At 61.4% G+C, this 17,270-nt stretch carries 16 protein-coding genes; 5 read left to right on the top strand and 11 right to left on the bottom strand.

Annotated elements, in window-relative coordinates; all coding sequences use genetic code 11:
• Nucleotides 1–3 precede the first annotated feature (3 nt).
• Nucleotides 4–948 carry a hypothetical protein gene (locus AC1DJO_RS00510; protein ID WP_477968393.1) on the bottom strand — a complete coding sequence of 315 codons (945 nt, stop codon included), beginning with the start codon at nt 946–948 and terminating at the stop codon, nt 4–6.
• A 49-nt stretch (nt 949–997) separates the two neighbouring features.
• On the opposite strand from AC1DJO_RS00510, the gene AC1DJO_RS00505 reads away from it, so the two are divergent.
• Nucleotides 998–1,126: a hypothetical protein gene (locus AC1DJO_RS00505; protein WP_310294298.1), complete on the top strand. Its 129-nt coding sequence runs from the start codon at nt 998–1,000 to the stop codon at nt 1,124–1,126.
• Nucleotides 1,127–1,493: 367 nt separating this feature from the next.
• Here AC1DJO_RS00505 and emfA read toward each other — a convergent pair whose 3' ends face one another.
• Complete coding sequence (emfA, locus tag AC1DJO_RS00500) at nt 1,494–2,408, bottom strand: CDF family cation efflux transporter EmfA (protein ID WP_477968391.1); 915 nt, start codon at nt 2,406–2,408, stop codon at nt 1,494–1,496.
• Nucleotides 2,409–2,610: 202 nt separating this feature from the next.
• Between emfA and AC1DJO_RS00495 the strand changes: the two genes are divergently transcribed.
• Together AC1DJO_RS00495 and AC1DJO_RS00490 are read left to right on the top strand one after the other, a co-directional pair.
• A complete protein-coding gene (locus tag AC1DJO_RS00495; protein ID WP_477968389.1) occupies nt 2,611–3,102 on the top strand; it encodes a MarR family winged helix-turn-helix transcriptional regulator in 492 nt (163 codons plus the stop codon).
• The gene (locus AC1DJO_RS00490; protein ID WP_477968387.1) at nt 3,099–3,779 is read left to right on the top strand and encodes a GNAT family N-acetyltransferase; all 681 of its coding nucleotides are present in this window, start codon (nt 3,099–3,101) and stop codon (nt 3,777–3,779) included. The genes AC1DJO_RS00495 and AC1DJO_RS00490 overlap by 4 nt, the downstream gene beginning before the upstream one ends.
• A gap of 20 nt (nt 3,780–3,799) precedes the next feature.
• Here AC1DJO_RS00490 and AC1DJO_RS00485 read toward each other — a convergent pair whose 3' ends face one another.
• From AC1DJO_RS00485 to AC1DJO_RS00450, 8 genes are all read right to left on the bottom strand, one after another.
• Nucleotides 3,800–4,453, bottom strand: a complete 654-nt coding sequence (locus AC1DJO_RS00485; RefSeq protein ID WP_477968385.1) for an Isoquinoline 1-oxidoreductase subunit — start codon at nt 4,451–4,453, stop codon at nt 3,800–3,802.
• An 11-nt stretch (nt 4,454–4,464) separates the two neighbouring features.
• Nucleotides 4,465–6,624, bottom strand: coding sequence for a xanthine dehydrogenase family protein molybdopterin-binding subunit (locus tag AC1DJO_RS00480; RefSeq protein ID WP_477968383.1), 2,160 nt, complete (start codon nt 6,622–6,624; stop codon nt 4,465–4,467).
• A gap of 3 nt (nt 6,625–6,627) precedes the next feature.
• Complete coding sequence (locus AC1DJO_RS00475) at nt 6,628–7,086, bottom strand: (2Fe-2S)-binding protein (RefSeq protein ID WP_112515704.1); 459 nt, start codon at nt 7,084–7,086, stop codon at nt 6,628–6,630.
• 142 nt (nt 7,087–7,228) lie between these two features.
• Complete coding sequence (locus tag AC1DJO_RS00470) at nt 7,229–7,924, bottom strand: DUF2161 domain-containing phosphodiesterase (RefSeq protein WP_477968381.1); 696 nt, start codon at nt 7,922–7,924, stop codon at nt 7,229–7,231.
• A gap of 9 nt (nt 7,925–7,933) precedes the next feature.
• On the bottom strand, nt 7,934–8,173 hold the full coding sequence (locus AC1DJO_RS00465) for a hypothetical protein (RefSeq protein WP_112386207.1): 240 nt from the start codon (nt 8,171–8,173) through the stop codon (nt 7,934–7,936).
• Nucleotides 8,174–8,224: 51 nt separating this feature from the next.
• Complete coding sequence (locus AC1DJO_RS00460) at nt 8,225–8,932, bottom strand: TIGR02117 family protein (protein WP_477968379.1); 708 nt, start codon at nt 8,930–8,932, stop codon at nt 8,225–8,227.
• 69 nt (nt 8,933–9,001) lie between these two features.
• Nucleotides 9,002–11,191, bottom strand: a complete 2,190-nt coding sequence (locus AC1DJO_RS00455) for an anthranilate synthase (RefSeq protein ID WP_477968377.1) — start codon at nt 11,189–11,191, stop codon at nt 9,002–9,004.
• 257 nt (nt 11,192–11,448) lie between these two features.
• Nucleotides 11,449–13,560 carry a TonB-dependent receptor domain-containing protein gene (locus AC1DJO_RS00450; RefSeq protein WP_477968375.1) on the bottom strand — a complete coding sequence of 704 codons (2,112 nt, stop codon included), beginning with the start codon at nt 13,558–13,560 and terminating at the stop codon, nt 11,449–11,451.
• 277 nt (nt 13,561–13,837) lie between these two features.
• Here AC1DJO_RS00450 and AC1DJO_RS00445 point away from each other — a divergent pair, with 277 nt between their 5' ends.
• Nucleotides 13,838–14,770 carry an extensin-like domain-containing protein gene (locus AC1DJO_RS00445; protein WP_477968373.1) on the top strand — a complete coding sequence of 311 codons (933 nt, stop codon included), beginning with the start codon at nt 13,838–13,840 and terminating at the stop codon, nt 14,768–14,770.
• 79 nt (nt 14,771–14,849) lie between these two features.
• On the opposite strand, the gene AC1DJO_RS00440 is transcribed toward AC1DJO_RS00445, so the two are convergent.
• Nucleotides 14,850–16,526, bottom strand: a complete 1,677-nt coding sequence (locus AC1DJO_RS00440) for a formate--tetrahydrofolate ligase (protein WP_477968372.1) — start codon at nt 16,524–16,526, stop codon at nt 14,850–14,852.
• A gap of 201 nt (nt 16,527–16,727) precedes the next feature.
• On the opposite strand from AC1DJO_RS00440, the gene AC1DJO_RS00435 reads away from it, so the two are divergent.
• The gene (locus tag AC1DJO_RS00435; RefSeq protein ID WP_112444202.1) at nt 16,728–17,261 is read left to right on the top strand and encodes a TIGR00645 family protein; all 534 of its coding nucleotides are present in this window, start codon (nt 16,728–16,730) and stop codon (nt 17,259–17,261) included.
• Nucleotides 17,262–17,270: the final 9 nt, after the last annotated feature.

Raw genomic sequence — 17,270 nt, 5'->3', positions numbered from 1 at the left:
CGGTCAGGAACCAGTGCCGGTGCCGGTCTTCTGGAAGATATCGAAATTCTGGTACTGCGGGCCAATCGCCGAAACATCGAAACTGTCGCCGCCCGTACCGCCGAGGCGCAGCTTATCGGTGGCAACCCCAGCCCCTGCCACGACATTGCCCTCGATCACCGACCCTGCCTGTAATTCGAGCGTCATGGTACCCGTGGTCGCCGCAACGGTGCGCGTGATCGCGTCGCTCTGTCCTGCACCGGCCCGGATGGTACCGCTATTGGTGATGTCGATATCGCTAGCCCCGGTGTTCGACAGGATAGCCGCTCCCCCAGCGCCACCTTCGATCGTTCCGCTGTTTGTGACCGCGCCGCTGCCAGCGCGGACAATCAGACCGACACCGCCCAGGCCACCGGTAAGGCCGCCGTTGCCGCCCCGGATCGTGCCATTGTTGACAAGCGTGCCAGCGGCGCCGATGCCGCCGAAATCGACGGCCGCTCCACCCGCACCGGAGGCGCTGGAACCACCGGCAATCGTGCCGTTATTGACCAGGCTCGAACTGGCAAAAATGCGAGTTCCCACACCGCCCGAGCCACCGGCGCCGCCGCCTGCGCCACCGGTGATCGTCCCATTGTTGGTAAATGCGGTACGTGTCGTCCACACCGCCACCTGCCCCGCAGTCGTATCCGCCGCACCGGCATTGCCACCGGTCAGCGTTCCCGAGAACGTGACGCCGATACCACCAGATCCGCTTTCCTGAATCGTCAGATTGGCGCGTGTACCGACGGTCGAGGCGTCATAGAGCCCGGTCAGCGTGAAGCCCTGTGTATCGATCGAAATCGGACTGGTCGGCTCCGGCAGGATGCCGGCCGATATCGAGAAGCTGTTGGCCATGACGATCGTCGAACTGGGATCGCCGCTGGCATTTGCCGACGTGATCGCGTTACGAAGCTCCGTCTCGTTGGTCACCACATAGTCGGCCGCGCACGCAGGAGTGGGCGATAGGCAGGACAGAACGATGGCTGAAAAGCTGACACTTGAAAGCAAGATTGCGGATATCGGTTGGCGCGCAGAGTCAACGCCGCATGAAATGGCACGCTTGTACGGTCCGGTCATGGAAATCCTAGATATTGCTAAAACAGAATAATAAGTTTGCAATTCAAAATGCCGGGCCAAGACTTTGACTTCGGCGATCTAGGGATCGATTAGACTGGAATTATTAAACCGATATTGCAGCGCAACAGAGATTATTACTGGACAAAATTGTAGTACTGCGCGGCGCAGCGAAGCAACTTTATGATGCATAGCAAATTGAATTTATATGCAATCCCCGGAAATACAGAGCAGGCACTGGCTCTATTGCAACCCGAAGATGCCGTCACTATCAGCAACGTTGCACCGCGCCAATGCTGCCGCGCACATGCAGATTTTCACATTACCCGCATGCACAGGAGCGCTCTGAGAGTGTCTCCGCCCGGAGACCTTAACCGGCAGACGGCCATATCGGCGCGCCGTCAGGCTTCCTTTATGACTTTGACGCGCAACCCATGGGCTTTTTCGCCCTCCGGTTCGACGTGAATGGCAATGCTGGCGCCCGGATGCACCGCGCGGATGGCATCTTCAAGGCGGTCGCAGATATCATGCGCCTGGCGCACCGACATGGCAGCCGGAACGACCATATGAAAGTCCACGAAGGTCACCGCCCCTGCCCGGCGCGTCTTCAGATCATGGACGCCGAGAGACCCCACCGCATGCGTGGCGATCGCCTGCTTGATCGCCTCTTCTTCTTCCGGTTCCGCCGCATGGTCCATCAGGCCGCCGATCGAGTGGGAGATGACCTTGTAGCCCTGATAGAGAATGTTGATGGCGACCAGGATGGCGAGCACCGGGTCGAAGATCGGATAGCCGGTGGCGAGCGCCAGAAGCAGGCCGATGAGCACGCCGACCGAAGTCACCACATCCGACATGATATGCTGGCCATCCGCCGTCAGCGCTGCCGAGCGATGCTGCGTTCCAACCCGGATCAGCAGCCTTGCCCAGACGAAGTTGATGACACCGGCCGCAAAGTTGATCGCAAGACCGAGCACCGGCGCTTCCAGCATCTTGGGATCGCTGAGAAACCCGACGGCTTCCTTGACGATCAGGATGGCGGCGACGACGATTAGCACGCCCTCGGTGACCGCTGAGAGATATTCGGCCTTGTGGTGGCCGAACGGATGGTCGTGGTCGGCAGGCTTCTGCGCATAACGGATCACGAAGAAGGCGATGAAGGCGGCCACCACGTTGACGAAGGATTCGAGACCGTCGGAGAGCAGCGCCACCGACCCCGTCACCCACCAGGCGGCGAGCTTCAGCCCCATCACGCCGAGCGACATCGGGATGCCCCAGAATGCCAGCCGCCGGACTGTCATATTGCCTTGTTCCGTCATCTCGTATCCCTCTGCGGATGCGAATGAATTGCAGCATTTGGCCCATTCAAACGCAAAACCGCCCACGCGAAAATCGCGCAGGCGGCTAATGCGGCTCATATGGTCGAAGACGGACGATTTGTCAAAGGGCAAGCTCATAAATCCACGTTGACGGATATTACATAACGCGTTATATAATCAAGCATACATAGTGGAGCACAGCATGGTCGAAGACATCGTGCGGACATCGGGCCTGTTGACGCTCGGCAGCCGCATGCGCCGCATCGGCGAACGCCTGCAGGCCGACACGCAACAGTTCATCGACGAGGCGGGCCTCGGCATCCAGGCTGGACAATATCCGTTCCTGGCGGCGATCGACGGCGCTGGACCGCTGACGATCGGCGAGCTTGCCCAGTCGGTCGGCATCACCCAGCCCGGCGCCACGCGCACCGTCGGCCAGCTATTGGAGCTCGGACTGGTCGATATGCAACCGGCGCCGGACGATCAGCGCCGCAGGCTTGTGTCGCTGACGGAAAAAGGCAAGCAGCTCGTCGATGTCTCGCGTGCTGAAGTCTGGCCGCGCATCGCCGCCGCCGTCGCCGACGTCTGCGGCAGCCTCGACGGCCCGCTTCTCGATCAGCTTGCAACAATCGAAGACGGCCTGACCGCAGCATCGCTCATCCGCCGCGCGCCGCCGAAGGAGACGACACCATGACACATATCCTCGACCGCCCGATCTGGAACGCGCTGCAGACGGCGCATGCAGGCATCGCCGAAGGCGGCCCGCTCGCCCGGCGCTACCCGCCCGGAATCGTACCCTTTGCGGCAGCGGCCGATGATACGCCGGAAAGCCTGAGCGCATTGGCTGCCCTGCCCCGGCCCGGTGAGACGATGGCGCTTGTGGAGCCGGGATCGGCTACCGTTCCGGATGGCCTCGATATCGCCGGCGAAGCAACGCTGATCCAGATGATCGCCAGGACGCCGCATGATCCGCTTTCCGACCCCCGGATTGCGCCGCTGACTGCGGCCGACGCCGAAGAGATGCTGGCGCTGGCACAGCTGACCAAACCCGGCCCCTTCACCCTCGGCGCCCAGAAACTCGGCACTTTCTGGGGAATCAAGAACAGCGGCAAGCTGATCGCCATGGGCGGTCAGCGGCTGAAGCAGACCGGCTTTACGGAACTGAGCGGCCTTTGCACCCACCCGGACTTCCAGGGCAACGGTTTCGGCAAGCTGCTCTTCCGCTATGTCGCGGGCCATATCGCGGCATCCGGCGCAACTGCGTATCTGCATGTCAACGCGCTCAACACCGGGGCGATCGCGCTTTACACGACGCTGGGCTTCGAACAGCGCTGGGAACTCAATCTGAAAATCGTCAGGCGCGGGGACTGACCGGCGCCTGAATGGTCGTCTCAGCCTGCCGGGCAGGCTGCGCCCGTATCGACCCAGGCCTTGATCAGGTCGCCGAACTCCGCCTGCGTGCCGGGCGCAGGCTCGCGCCCGTCGCCCGGGTTCCAGCCCCAGCCGACCAGGCTGTCATGCGACATGTGCTCGACGATCTTCGACAGATCGCGCCCGCCATTGCGCTCCGGGTCCTTCAGTTGCTGGCAGATCTCGCCGAGCGACTTTCCAACCCAGGCCATTTCGATCGGTGCCAGATGCCAGGCGGGATTGCCGGGGATGCTCTTCAGCGTCGGCGACTGGCCGACGATCGCCGCATTGTCAGGCCCGTGGCAGGTGTTGCACATCATGCCCGGCACGCCCATACCGCCATCGCCGCGCGTCACCGGCGGCTGGTGCGGATGCATCGCCATCGTCTGCAGCGGCCTGTCGCCCGCCGGATGGCAGTTCAGACATCGCGGATGCTCGATCACCTTGCCCGCCTCTTCGAAGAGCGCCACCGACCGCGCCTTCTGATCGGCAATCGATGCGAAGGAAGCGACCGGCTTCAAGGGCGTCTTGTCGGTTTCAGGCGCCGTCTGCGCCAATGCCATGAATGATACGGGCAAGGCCGCAACGAGGGAGAGACCGCCTGCCATGCAGGCGAGGACCAATCTGCTTGTCATCTCCGCCTCCCTCAGCTCGTCGCCACGGCAACGATCGGCAGGCTGCGCACCGGCGCACCGGTGAGCCGCCGCCAGGCATTGGCCGTCGCGGGTCCGACCGGCGGCACGCCCGGCTCTCCCACCCCGGTGGGCGGTTCGCCGGATTTGATGACGGCGACCTCCACATCCGGCATTTCGTTGATGCGGATCGAGCGGTAATCGTGGAAGTTCGACTGCATGATCGCCCCGCCCTCACCGAGCGTCACCGCATCGAACAGCACCGCACCAAGCCCGTAGCCGATGCCGCCCTCCATCTGCGCCTTGATGACATTCGGATTGATGGCGACACCGCAATCGACGGCGCACCAGACCTTGTGGACCCTCGGCGCCCCATCGGCACCGGCGGAAACCTCGACCACCTGGCCGACATAGGTGTTGAAGCTCTTGACCACGGCAACGCCACGCTGCCGTCCCTCGGGGATCTTGCCGCCCCAATCGGCCATCTCCGCCGCCTTCTTGAGAACCCCGGCATAGCGCGGGTCCTCCGTCAGCTGCTCGAGCCTTCCCTGCACCGGATCCTTGCCTGCCATCTGGAACAGCTCGTCGAGGAAGGTCTCGACCGCGAAACCGGTATGCGTATGGCCGACCGAACGCCACCAGAGCGGCGGGATTGCCAGCTTCACATTATGTGAGATGACCCTGAGGTTCGGCACGTCGTAAGGCAGGTCGGAGGCGCCCTCGACCGAGGTGCTGTCGAGATCGGCCTTGCCCATGATCGACTGCCCGACGATCGCCTGATCCCAGGCGACGATCCGGCCATCGGCATTGATGGCGCCACGCATCTTGTGGAGATACATCGGCCGGTAATAGCCGCCGCGAATATCGTCCTCGCGCGTCCACATATGCTTGACCGGCCGCGACTGGTCGGTCGCGGCGAAGACCGACGCCGCCTCCTGCATGTAGGGCGAACCGAACTGCGCCTTGCGCCCGAAACTTCCGCCGGTGATCTGCGTGTTCAGCCGCACCTTCGCCGGATCGATGCCGGTGATCTTGGCGGCCGTCGCCTTGTCCATGCCGGGGAACTGCGCCCCGTTATAGACATCGAGGCTGCCGTCCGCCGCCTTGATGAAGACAGCATCGAGCGGCTCCATCGGCGCATGCGCCAGGAACGGGAAGATGATCTGCGCCTCCAGTGTCTTCAGCGAGGTATCGGTAAAGGCCTTGTCGACGTCGCCCTTTTCGGATGCGGTGATGCCCTTCTCCGTCAGCGCCTTCGCATAGTCGGCCGAAAGCTGCCCGCTCGACCGTGTCTCCGCCTGCGACAGATCCCAATCAACCTTCAGCACAGACCGGCCCTTCAACGCCGCAAACGTGCTGTCGGCATAGACGGCAACGCCCTGCGGCAGTTGCTTGACATCGACGACGCCCTTGACCTTACGCGTCTCGCTATCGTCGAAGGATTTCACCGCCGCGCCGAAATGGTTCGGATGCGCGACGACGGCGACCAGCAGATCGTCAGGAATGATGTCCAGCGTATAGATCGCCTGGCCATTGGTCTTCGACACCGTGTCGAGCTTCGGCAGTTCCTGGCCGATCAGCGTGAACTTGGAGGGATCCTTGAGCTTCACGTCGGCCGGCGGCTTGATACCGGCAGCCTTGGTGGCCAGCGCTCCGAAGCCGCTGTCCTTGCCGGAGGCCGCATGTTTGACCCGACCTTTCTCGACGGTGATCTCACTGGCCGGAACCTTCCACTCATCAGCCGCCGCGGCGACCAGCATGGCGCGCGCCGTTGCCCCCGCCTGACGGAACTGCTCATAGGAATTGGCGATCGACGACGAGCCGCCGGTCCCCTGCAGGCCGAAAGCGAGGTTCGCATAAACCTTGTCATCGGCCGGCGAATGCACCGCGCGCATCTGCCCCCAGTCGGCATCGAGCTCTTCGGCGACCAGCGTCGCAAGACCGGTGAACGGCCCCTGCCCGAATTCGATATGCTTGGAAAGGATCGTCACCGTATCGTCAGTGCCGATCCTGACGAAGGTGTTCAGCGTCACCAGCGCGTCCGCGCCGCCCGCCTGCACACCCTTTTCTGCGGCAAAGGCCGAAGTCTTCGGCAGCAGCGCAAAGCCGATCACCAAGCCGCCTGTTGCGGCCAGAAAGCCGCGGCGTGTCGTTGCAATCTCCTGAATGGTCATCGCTCAACCCTCCATCGACGCGGCGGCATTGTGAATGGCCGCGCGGATCCGATGGTAGGTGGCGCATCGACAGATATTCCCGGCCATCGCCCCGTCGATATCCTCGTCGGTCGGCTGCGGGATGTTCTGCAGCAGCACCACGGCCGACATGATCTGGCCGGATTGACAGTACCCGCATTGCGGCACGTCGATCTTGACCCAGGCAGCCTTCACCGCATCGGCTTCCTTGCCTTCGACACCTTCGATCGTGAAAATCTCGGATCCATCGACGGTGGAGATCGGGGTGATGCAGGAGCGGCGGGTGAAGCCGTCCATATGCACGGTGCAGGCGCCGCATTGGGCGACACCGCAGCCATATTTGGTGCCGGTCAGCTTCTCGAAGTCGCGGATGACCCACAGCAGCGGCGTATCCGGATCGCCGTCGAACGTTTTCGTCTGTCCATTGAGCGTGAAAGTAACCATGGTCGAGCCTCGGGAAATTTGGCTGGACCCATTGCGGCCCCAGCGAGCATCGCAGCTTTGTTCACGACGAATAAGCTAGGGCGACGATCAACCTCGGCCATGGCAAGAACTGATAAAAGCGCGGCGTTCCAAACGCCTGAGATCAGGCGCCCTCTACGGACGCCTCACCATCATCGGTGCCAAAGACGACAGTCTGCGGCCAGCGCAGCAGCGCCTCGGCGCCCGCAGGCGTCAGGGCATAGACGCCCTTCGCCTGCTTTTCGAACCAGCCATAGACATTGCCGAGCAGGATTTTTCCGGCATCCGGCGCATACGCCTTCATATCCCGCGGCCTGACCAGCCCCTGCTGCAGAGCGGCGGCGCAGATCAGCGCCTGCTGTCGGTAGGCAGTCATCTGCGGCACGCGCGTGCTCCCGCCGATAACGGGATCGCCACGGCGGCGCTGATGCTCCCTGACCAGCCGCGACCGCCGTTTCGGATTGGTCCGCGGCATCGGCGAGATGGACGAGACGATGACGCTCACATCGCCGGTATCGGAAACGCCGAGCATGCCGATCCCCAGCCTGCGGCAGAGATCGCGATAGCGCTTGTCTGCCTCGCGCCCGCGCCCCTTGGCCGAAACCCGCGCGGCGATCCAGACTTCGTCGCTCATCGCCGCCCGGTCGACCGCCTGCAGGATAAGCTCGAGATTGAAGCTGAGCTTCAGCTCGCAAACGACGACCACGCTTGGATCGCCTTCGCTGAGGCCGACGAGATCGCATCCGCCGATCTCGCCTTTGACGGCATAGCCCGCCGCCTCCAGAAAGGCTTTGACCGGCAGATAGAGCGAAGTTTCCATCGGGAAGTGTTATGCCGGATTGAGATCGGCGATCTCGCCATGGCGAATGAGCAGCCGCGGCGACGACATATCGCCGGTCTCGTCATCGACCATCACCGCATAGGCGGCAACGCCGATAAACCGCGCGGCCATCGAGGTCGCGATCTTTTCTGCACTCATGGCATTCGATGCTTGCCGCATCTCGCCCGGCACCAGGTTGCCCCGGTTCTTGCGGTACGGGAGGACGATAAACTTCTCAGCATTGGCCACGACGATATCCTTATTCATCGTTCCTGAAATGTTCTGATTTGGAATGGGAAGTCAACCAGTTGCTTCCTCTCCTGGGCGAAAGGCCCCGGGAGGGTTGTGAAGCCGGAGCGAAATACGCAGCAGCCACGGCAGCGGCGTCCACAGGCCGGTCGCAATCCCGGCTTCGCGCAAGCCGGCAGCGGTCCACGTATTGCAGCCGACAAGCGCGTTGAAACGGCCCTGCCCCTCGAAGAAGGCATCGCCCTGACCATAGGAAAAACCAAGCGGCACAGGCTTTTCATCGCCAACGATGAAACTCGACGCGATATAGTCCGACAGCCGCGCGAAACCTGCGGCGGACACGTCGATCGGCGTCACACCGGGATGATCAAGCGGAATATCTCCCGCCAGCTGCACATGCATGACAGCACTATCCAGCGTCAGGCTCTTGAACACCGGCATCGGCTTCAGGTCGGCCCAGGTCGGCGTTTCGGTATAGAAAGCGCGCCCTCCCCAGCCGAAGATGATGTAGCGCACATCGGGATTGCCGAGATCGAGACCGGCATCGGCGAGAAAGTTGAAACGCTTGAGAATATCGGGCGTGGCAGGAATCGCGAAATCTGTGTGAATGGGATTGCTGAGAACGAGAATGCGGTCGGTGGCACTCGTCGTTTCGGGCGGCGGCGCACGCCAGGGCCTTGGAATCACCATTCCGGCAACGACGGCAATGGCGGCCAGCACGATAATGATCGCCAATCCCTTGAGCAGCTTCACGAGCATGCGATCTTCCGCACGAGAGATGGGAAATGATCGGCCACCGGATGGCGGCGGCCGATCGGTATCCTTGGCTCAGGCAGCCTTGGTCTTCGCCTTCCGCGCCAGATGCGCCACCACATTCTCGATCATCCGCATCCCGGCATCGCCGCCGAGCGTCATGATCGATTCCGGGTGGAACTGCACCGCCGCGATCGGCTCCTTGGTGTGCTCGATGCCCATGATCGTGCCGTCCTCGCTTTCCGCCGTGATCATGAACTCACGCGGCAGGGTCGAGGGATCGGCGAAGATCGAGTGGTAGCGGCCGACGGTGACTTCCTTGCCGAGGCCGGAGAAGACCAGGCCGGGCTCTAGCACGCGGATGCGCGACGGCTTGCCGTGCATCGGCAGCGCCAGATGGCGAAGCTCGCCGCCATAGGCCTCGGCGAGCGCTTGCAGGCCGAGGCAGACGCCGAAGATCGGCAGGTTGCGGGCGCGCGCCTTCTTGATCGTCGCCTTGCAGTCGAAGTCCTTCGGATTGCCCGGTCCCGGCGACAGGACGACCAGATCCGGATCCAGCCGGTCGAAGATTTCGTCGGGCACCGGCGTGCGCACAGTCGAGACAGTGGCGCCAGTCTGGCGGAAATAGTTCGCCAGCGTGTGGACGAAGCTGTCTTCGTGGTCGATCAAGAGGATGTTGACGCCCTTGCCGACGGCAGCGACGTCGCGGCTGACCTTGCCGGAATTGCCGGCCTTGGCATCGCGGATGGCGGAAAGCATGGCGGAGGCCTTCAGTTCGGTTTCGGCTTCTTCTTCCTCGGGGATGGAATCGTTGAGCAGCGTTGCCCCTGCCCGGACTTCGGCAATCCCGTCCTTGATGCGCACGGTGCGCAGCGTAAGCCCCGTGTTCATGTCGCCATTGAAGCCGACCATGCCGATCGCTCCGCCATACCAGGCGCGCGGGCTCTTTTCATGGCTTTCGATGAAGCGCATCGCCCAGAGTTTTGGCGCACCTGTCACCGTGACCGCCCAGGCATGGCTGAGGAAGCCGTCGAAGGCATCCATGTCGTCGCGCAGGCGGCCCTCGATGTGATCGACCGTGTGGATCAGACGCGAATACATCTCGATCTGGCGGCGGCCGATGACCTTGACCGAACCCGGCTCGCAGACGCGGCTCTTGTCGTTGCGATCAACGTCGGAGCACATCGTCAGCTCCGATTCGTCCTTCTTGGAATTCAGGAGCTTGAGGATCTGCTCGCTGTCGGCAATCGGGTCCTCGCCGCGCTTGATCGTGCCCGAGATCGGGCAGGTCTCGATGCGGCGGCCAGACACGCGCACGAACATTTCAGGCGATGCGCCCACCAGATATTCCTGGTTTCCAAGATTGATGAAGAAGGAATAGGGCGACGGATTGATCGCCTTCAGCCGCTTGGAAATGTCGGACGGCTTGCTGTCGCAGCGCTCCATGAACTTCTGGCCCGGTACGACCTCGAACAGATCGCCGCGGCGAAAGCTTTCCTTCGCCTTGGTGACCAGCTCGGCATATTCGCCGGGGCGATGATCGCTCTTGGGCGGAATGGCATCGGTGCGCACGAAAGGCTCCGGTGCGATATCGCCGGCCTTGCCCTCGGTCGTTAGGCCGCCCTTGGCGAAATCGTAGCGATCGACCCAGGCCTTGGCCGAGTAGTTATCGACGACGAGGATCTCGTCCGGCAGATAGAGAACCATGTCGCGCTGGTCGTCGGCGCGCTTCAGCTTCAGGTCGATCGCATCGAACTGGAAGGCCAAATCGTAGCCGAAGGCTCCGTAGAGGCCGAGGCTGGCATCGGCCTGCGAATAGAAGAGATCAGTGACGGCGCGCAGCACCGTAAACACCGTCGGCATCTTCGAGCGCTCTTCTTCGGTAAACACCCGGTCGGGCAGCTTCACCTTGAGATCGAGCCGGCGGGCGGTGGCGGCGCCAAGCTCCAGCTCACGCACGGCCTTCAGGCGCTCGGTGACGAAGCCGAGCAGCACTTCGCCGCGCTCGTTATAGGCTTCGATCCAGACATCGCGACCGAAGGAGGAAATGCCGAGCGGCGGATCGACGACGGCCGTATCCCAGCGCGTGTAGCGGCCCGGATATTCGTAGTTCGACGAGAACACCGCGCCGCGGCGCTCATCGAGCTTGTCGACATAGGACACCACCGCATCCGCATAGGGAATGGGCCGCCGCTGCCGGGTGACGGTGATGCCGCCCTTGGTCTCGTAGATTTCCGCACCATCGTCCCGAAGGATCGTAACCATAGTTCCACTCCGTTATCGGTGCCCGGACGCAAGGCGGCCAGAAAACAAAAAAGCCGCCTCGAAAGTTTCGGGCGGCTCACTCGTCGTCTGAAGACACGATTGGTCGAGGCCGCCTCAGCGAGCCCACCACCAAACTGCAATGTTCTTCGACGTGTTCATGGGCGAAATTGTTAGCGTGAGATGAGAGAGAGCGCAAGAGGCGAATATGGAATGAAAAAGGGCGGCCCGAAGGCCGCCCTTGTCGTCAAATCCGTTGATCAGAACTTGGCTTTTGCCGTCAGCATGAACGTACGGCCGCGGCCGGTATCGATCGTGCTGCCTGCGATTGTGCTCGACGCTGGCGTATAAGCCTTGTCGAAGACATTGGTGACGCTGGCGGTGACTTCGAAGCCCTGCTCGAATTTGTAGTTGGCGAACAGATCGACAAGGCCGTAACCCGGCTTGTAGGGGCTGGCGCCCGCTGCGACGTTGACATCACCGATGTTCGCACGGCTCGCGGCATAGAAGCGCGTACCGACCGTCAGGCGCTGATCTTCGAGGAAGCGTGCGCCAAGCGTCGCGGTGAAGATGTCGTCAGGCAGATAGGACTGAACGCCAAAACCGTTGATCTGCGATGGCAGGTCGGTGTCCGTGTGGGTGTAGGACAGATCGCCGAAGACGAAACCGGCATCGTAGCCAGCTTGGATTTCGATCCCCTGAACCGTCGACGTGCCGGGATTGTTGGTGAAAAATACACCGCCCGTCGGCGTAAACGCGGCCGTTATGTAATTATCGACACGATCATAGAAGTAGTTCGCTTTGAACCGGAAGCTGTCACCGGAATCAAACAGACCATCGACCTTGATGTTTGCCCCGATTTCCCAGCCTTTCGAGACTTCCGGCTCTAGGAACGGATTTGGGAAGAAGGACATCCGGCCGCCAGGATGCGTACCGCCAACAAATGTCTCGTTGATCGTCGGCGAACGCATCGTTTCGGCATAGGTCACATAGGGCTGGAGCCAATCGGTGGCGTTGACTGCCAGCGTCACACTCGGATCAAGCCGGCCATCGGAGCGATCAACCGAGTACGGTCCTGCAGGCAGCCCAGCAGGATTACCTGCGGTAACGGCCCCGGAGCCGCTGAGATCGAAATGGTCGTAACGCAGACCGAGCGTCAAATCCGTGATGCCGTACGTAAACGTCGTGCTGTTGAAAACACCGAGCGTGCCATTCTTGCCGTCGCCGTTCACTCCACCCTGCGGCTGCGCCGTGCTGTTCATGACATCATAAGTGTCGTGGAAATATTCGACACCATAGTTCGATGAGACCGAGACATCGCCGAGATCGAATTTCGAGGTGTTCGAGACGTCGAAACCGATACCGGTATCGGTGATCTCGCGTCCGGCCGCAGTTCCTCCGCCAGTCGCGTTTGTATCATACGTCATCTTCAGACGGTTGTAATAGAATCCGGTCTTGAAATCGATGAGATCGTTGTCGCCGGGCTTGTATTCGTAGGTCGCGCTGAAGGTCTTGTTCTTCAGATTCTGGTAGTAAGAGTTGGCAAAGAAGTCGTTGTCATAGGTCAATCCGCCGATGCGGATGGTGTTTTCGGCGTTCGGCGTGATCTCAGCCTTGAGCAGGCCCGAGATCAGGTCCTCTTCGGTAAACGGCACCTCGACGCCATCGCCGTTGTCGAAATTCTTGGGATCGCTCTTGCTGATGCCGCCGACAACGGCAAACACATCGTTGAACCGGTAGGCACCGACTGCGGATTCAGACCAGCCCATGCCGTTATCGCCAGTGGTCGCCGAAACGATGCCGCCATAGCTCTTGTCGCCCTGGATAAGATCGTCGACATTGTAGGTCTGAAAATTGACGGAACCGGCAAGCGCACCGCCGCCAATACCGGTGACCGCCCCGCGCGTGATATCGATGCCAGCCAGGAACGCCGGATCGACATAGGTGAGGCCCTGCGCCTCATGGCCGGTGAAGCGGAAGTTCTGCCGAACGCCGTCGATCATCATGTTGACACGGCCAGAACCTTCAAAGCCGCGGATGTTGACGGCAACGCCAGGATTCTGCGGATTGTTGGCAGTCGACGTGCCTGGAACGCCACGCAGCAGATCGTCGGTTTCCTGCCCCGATTGCAGGTCGATCTGATCCGCTGTCACTGTGCTGGAAGGACCGGCCTTGTCGTAGGGGTCATTCGCTGCCTTGCGATCGCCCTTGACGATGATGGGAGAAAGGAACGTTTCTCCGTCCTTCGTCTGCTTATCGTCCGACTGCTGCCCGGCCGGGGCCGCGCTCTGCGCAAGGCTGATCGACGAATGAGAAATTAGAGCAAGCGCCGTGCAAGCAAGCAGCAGCGAACGCGAATTGCGGACAACCATAAAACCAACCCTCTATATGATGAAGTACCGGGCTGGCTGGTCGGTTCGCGGGCGCGATCGAGGGGCTGGCTAGGCGTTTTCAGATTGAGGCGGCCCCAAAAACCGCCTTCTTTTTGCCGCAATAAAAAACATGACTATTTGTGTCAATATATCAGCGCCGATTATCTTGATAATAATCATCATGTTTTAACGATCCACACAAACGTTGCGAAATTGCAACGAAACCAGCCCGTTTGCGTTGTCCCTCCTGCCGCTAACAGCAACGTGGGATGGGCATGTGAAAATCGCTTCCGCAATTGCCGCCATGAGCCTCACCGTCTTCATGCTCTCGGGCGCCACCCTGCCCCGTAACGGGCCGGTACCTGAACAGAAGCCTGAAGCAGCCGAACCGGCAGCGCCGCAAGACCAGGCTCCGCCGGTGCAGACAGCACCCGTTCCCCAGCCCAAACCCGAAGAGGCAAAGCCCGAACAGCCGAAATCCGATGACGGCAAGCCGGCGCCTGCCAAGTCAGGAAAACCTGAAGATACCGCCCCGGAAACGGCCAAACCCGATGCGTCGCAACCCACCGATCAGAAACCGGAGGATGCCAGGCCCGAAACGCCGAAAGGCGAGACGCTGGAAGATCAGCACCTGACGATCGAGCCGGAGAGCGATACCGACCATGCCGATTGCATCAAGGAGCTGCAGAGCCTCGGCGTCGTCTTCAAGGAGATCCCCCGGATCGATGACGGCAACGGCTGCGGCATCGACAAGCCGATCGTCCTGTCGGAAGCGCTCCCCGGCATCAAGGTGAAACCCGAAGCGACGCTGCGCTGCCCGACGGCGCGGGCGCTCGCTCACTGGATGAAGGAAAGCGTCATCCCGGCCGCCGCCGTTGCCGCCAAGGATCAGGGCAAGATCACTACGATCAATCAGGCGTCGGCCTATATCTGCCGCCTGCGCAACAGCGCCGAAACCGGCAAGATTTCAGAACACGCCCGCGGCAACGCCATCGATGTCGCGAGCTTCAGCTTCGAGAGGGGCGAGGATATCGCGGTCAAACCGCGCCGAGAGGATTCGACGCTGACCGGCGCCTTCCAGCGCACGGTCAGCGCTTCCGGCTGCCTCTACTTCTCGACGGTGCTCGACCCTGAAAGCGACGCGGCCCACGAGACGCATTTCCATCTCGATGTTCTCGAGCGCAAGGGCGGATACCGGTATTGTCACTGAATGTTCAGCCCACTCAACGCGTTAGCCTCACAAAGTGAATCGGAAACTGAACCACCTGATTCAGTTTCAGAACCAGTCCTCAGAACAACCCCTCGATATACCCCTGGTCGTTCAGGAATATCCGCTCCGCTGAGGGCGACTTGGGCAGGCCCGGCATGGTCATGATCTCGCCGGTGATGACGACCACGAAGCCGGCGCCGGCCGAGAGGCGCACTTCGCGCACCGGCACGATATGCCCTTCCGGCGCGCCGCGCAGATTGGGATCGGTCGAGAAGGAATATTGCGTCTTGGCCATGCAGACCGGCAGCTTGCCGTAGCCTTGCTCTTCCCAGGCGATGAGCTGATCACGCACCGCCTTGTCGGCGGTCACTTCGCCGGCGTGGTAGATCTTCGAGGCGACGATCTCGATCTTTTCCAGCAGCGGCAGGTCGTCGCCATAGAGCGGCTGGAACTTTGCCTGACCGGAATCGGCAAGTTCGACGACTTTGTGGGCAAGCTCCTCGATCCCGGCGGAACCCTCGGCCCAGTGGCGGCAGAGGATGGCTTCGCCGCCGAGACGCGCAACATATTCCTTCACAGCCGCGATCTCAGCATCGGTATCCGAAACGAAATGGTTGATGGCGACGACGACAGGCACGCCGAACTTGCGGACGTTCGAGACATGCCGTCCGAGATTGGCGCAGCCCTTGACGAGGGCGGCGACATTCTCTGCGCCAAGGTCTTCCTTCTTCACGCCGCCATTCATCTTTAGCGCCCGGACGGTAGCGACGATAACCGCAGCATCAGGCTTCAGCCCCGCCTTGCGGCATTTGATATCAAAGAACTTCTCAGCACCAAGATCGGCGCCGAAGCCTGCTTCAGTGACGACATAGTCGCCAAGCTTCAGCGCCGTTTTCGTCGCCGTCACCGAGTTGCAGCCGTGGGCGATGTTGGCGAAGGGGCCGCCATGAACGAAGGCCGGATTGTTTTCCAGCGTCTGCACCAGGTTCGGCTGCATTGCGTCCTTCAACAGGACGGCCATCGCGCCATCCGCGTTCAGGTCGCGGGCATAGACGGGTGTTTTGTCGCGCCGGTAGGCGACGATGATGTTGCCAAGGCGCTTTTCCAGGTCCTTCAGATCGGAAGCAAGGCAGAGGATCGCCATGACCTCGGAGGCGACGGTGATATCGAAGCCGCCCTCGCGCGGAAAGCCGTTGGCAACGCCGCCGAGCGAACTCACCATTGAGCGCAGCGCGCGGTCGTTCATATCCATCACCCGCCGCCAGGTGATGCGGCGAATGTCGATATCGAGCTCGTTGCCCCAGTAGATATGATTGTCGATCATCGCCGCCAGCAGATTATGCGCCGAGGTGATCGCGTGGAAATCGCCGGTGAAGTGCAGATTGATGTCTTCCATCGGCACGACTTGCGCATAACCGCCACCGGCCGCTCCGCCCTTGACGCCGAAGCAGGGACCGAGCGAGGCCTCGCGGATGCAGACGATTGCCTTCTTGCCGATGCGGTTTAGCCCGTCGCCGAGGCCGACCGTCGTCGTCGTCTTCCCCTCGCCCGCCGGCGTCGGGTTGATCGCTGTGACCAGGATCAGCTTGCCGTCCTTCTTTTCCGCCTGCGCGGCGATGAAACTGGCGCTGATCTTCGCCTTGTCGTGGCCATAGGGCACCAGATCCTGCTCCGGAATGCCAAGCTTGGCGCCGATCTCGAAGATCGGCTTCTTCCTGGCCGCGCGGGCGATTTCGATGTCGGATTTGATAGCCACGGGTCGTCCTCGGAGTTTGTGTTATTGTCCGACCATGCCGCCATCGCCGCGTCGGAAACAAGACCCCGCATGCCGCTTTTCACGCCGTTCCACGACAAACCACGCCATCGGCCGGGATGAAATCCACCGTCAAGGCTTGCTGCAACTTGCATGGATGGGCTATGCCCCCTCTATCGTTTCAGCGTGCGGGGGCACCTAAAGATGAAATCACTTGAGCTGCTCGTCGAGCGCATCATCCTGTCGAGCCGCTGGCTGCTCGTCGTGTTCTATCTCGGTCTCGTGGCGGCCCTTGCCGTCTATGCGATCTCCTTCGGCTACAAATTCCTGAAGGTCGCAAGCGCCGTCTTCACACTTGGCGAAGACGAGATGATCCTCGCCATGCTTGGTCTCATCGATGCCGCGCTGGTCGCCAGCCTGATCGTCATGGTGATGATCTCGGGCTACGAGAATTTCGTCAGCCGCTTCGACGAGGCGGACGGCGAAAAGGAGCACGAAGTGTCCTTCCTCGGCAAGCTCGATTCCGGCAGCCTGAAGATCAAGGTCGCTTCGTCGATCGTGGCGATCTCGTCGATCCACCTGTTGCAGGTGTTTCTCAATGTCGATCAGTATGAAGACGGCAAGATTATGTGGCTGACGCTGATCCACATCGCCTTCGTCGTCTCCGCGCTCATGCTCGGCTTCCTGGAAAAGCTGATGAGCTCGACCAAGAAGAACGATCTGAAGGACAAGGACTAACCGCCGGAA

It is taken from the genome of Rhizobium sp. 05N430, assembly GCF_056396985.1.
The sequence above is the reverse complement of the archived record's forward strand: the minus strand, read 5'-3'. Positions and strand labels throughout refer to the sequence as shown.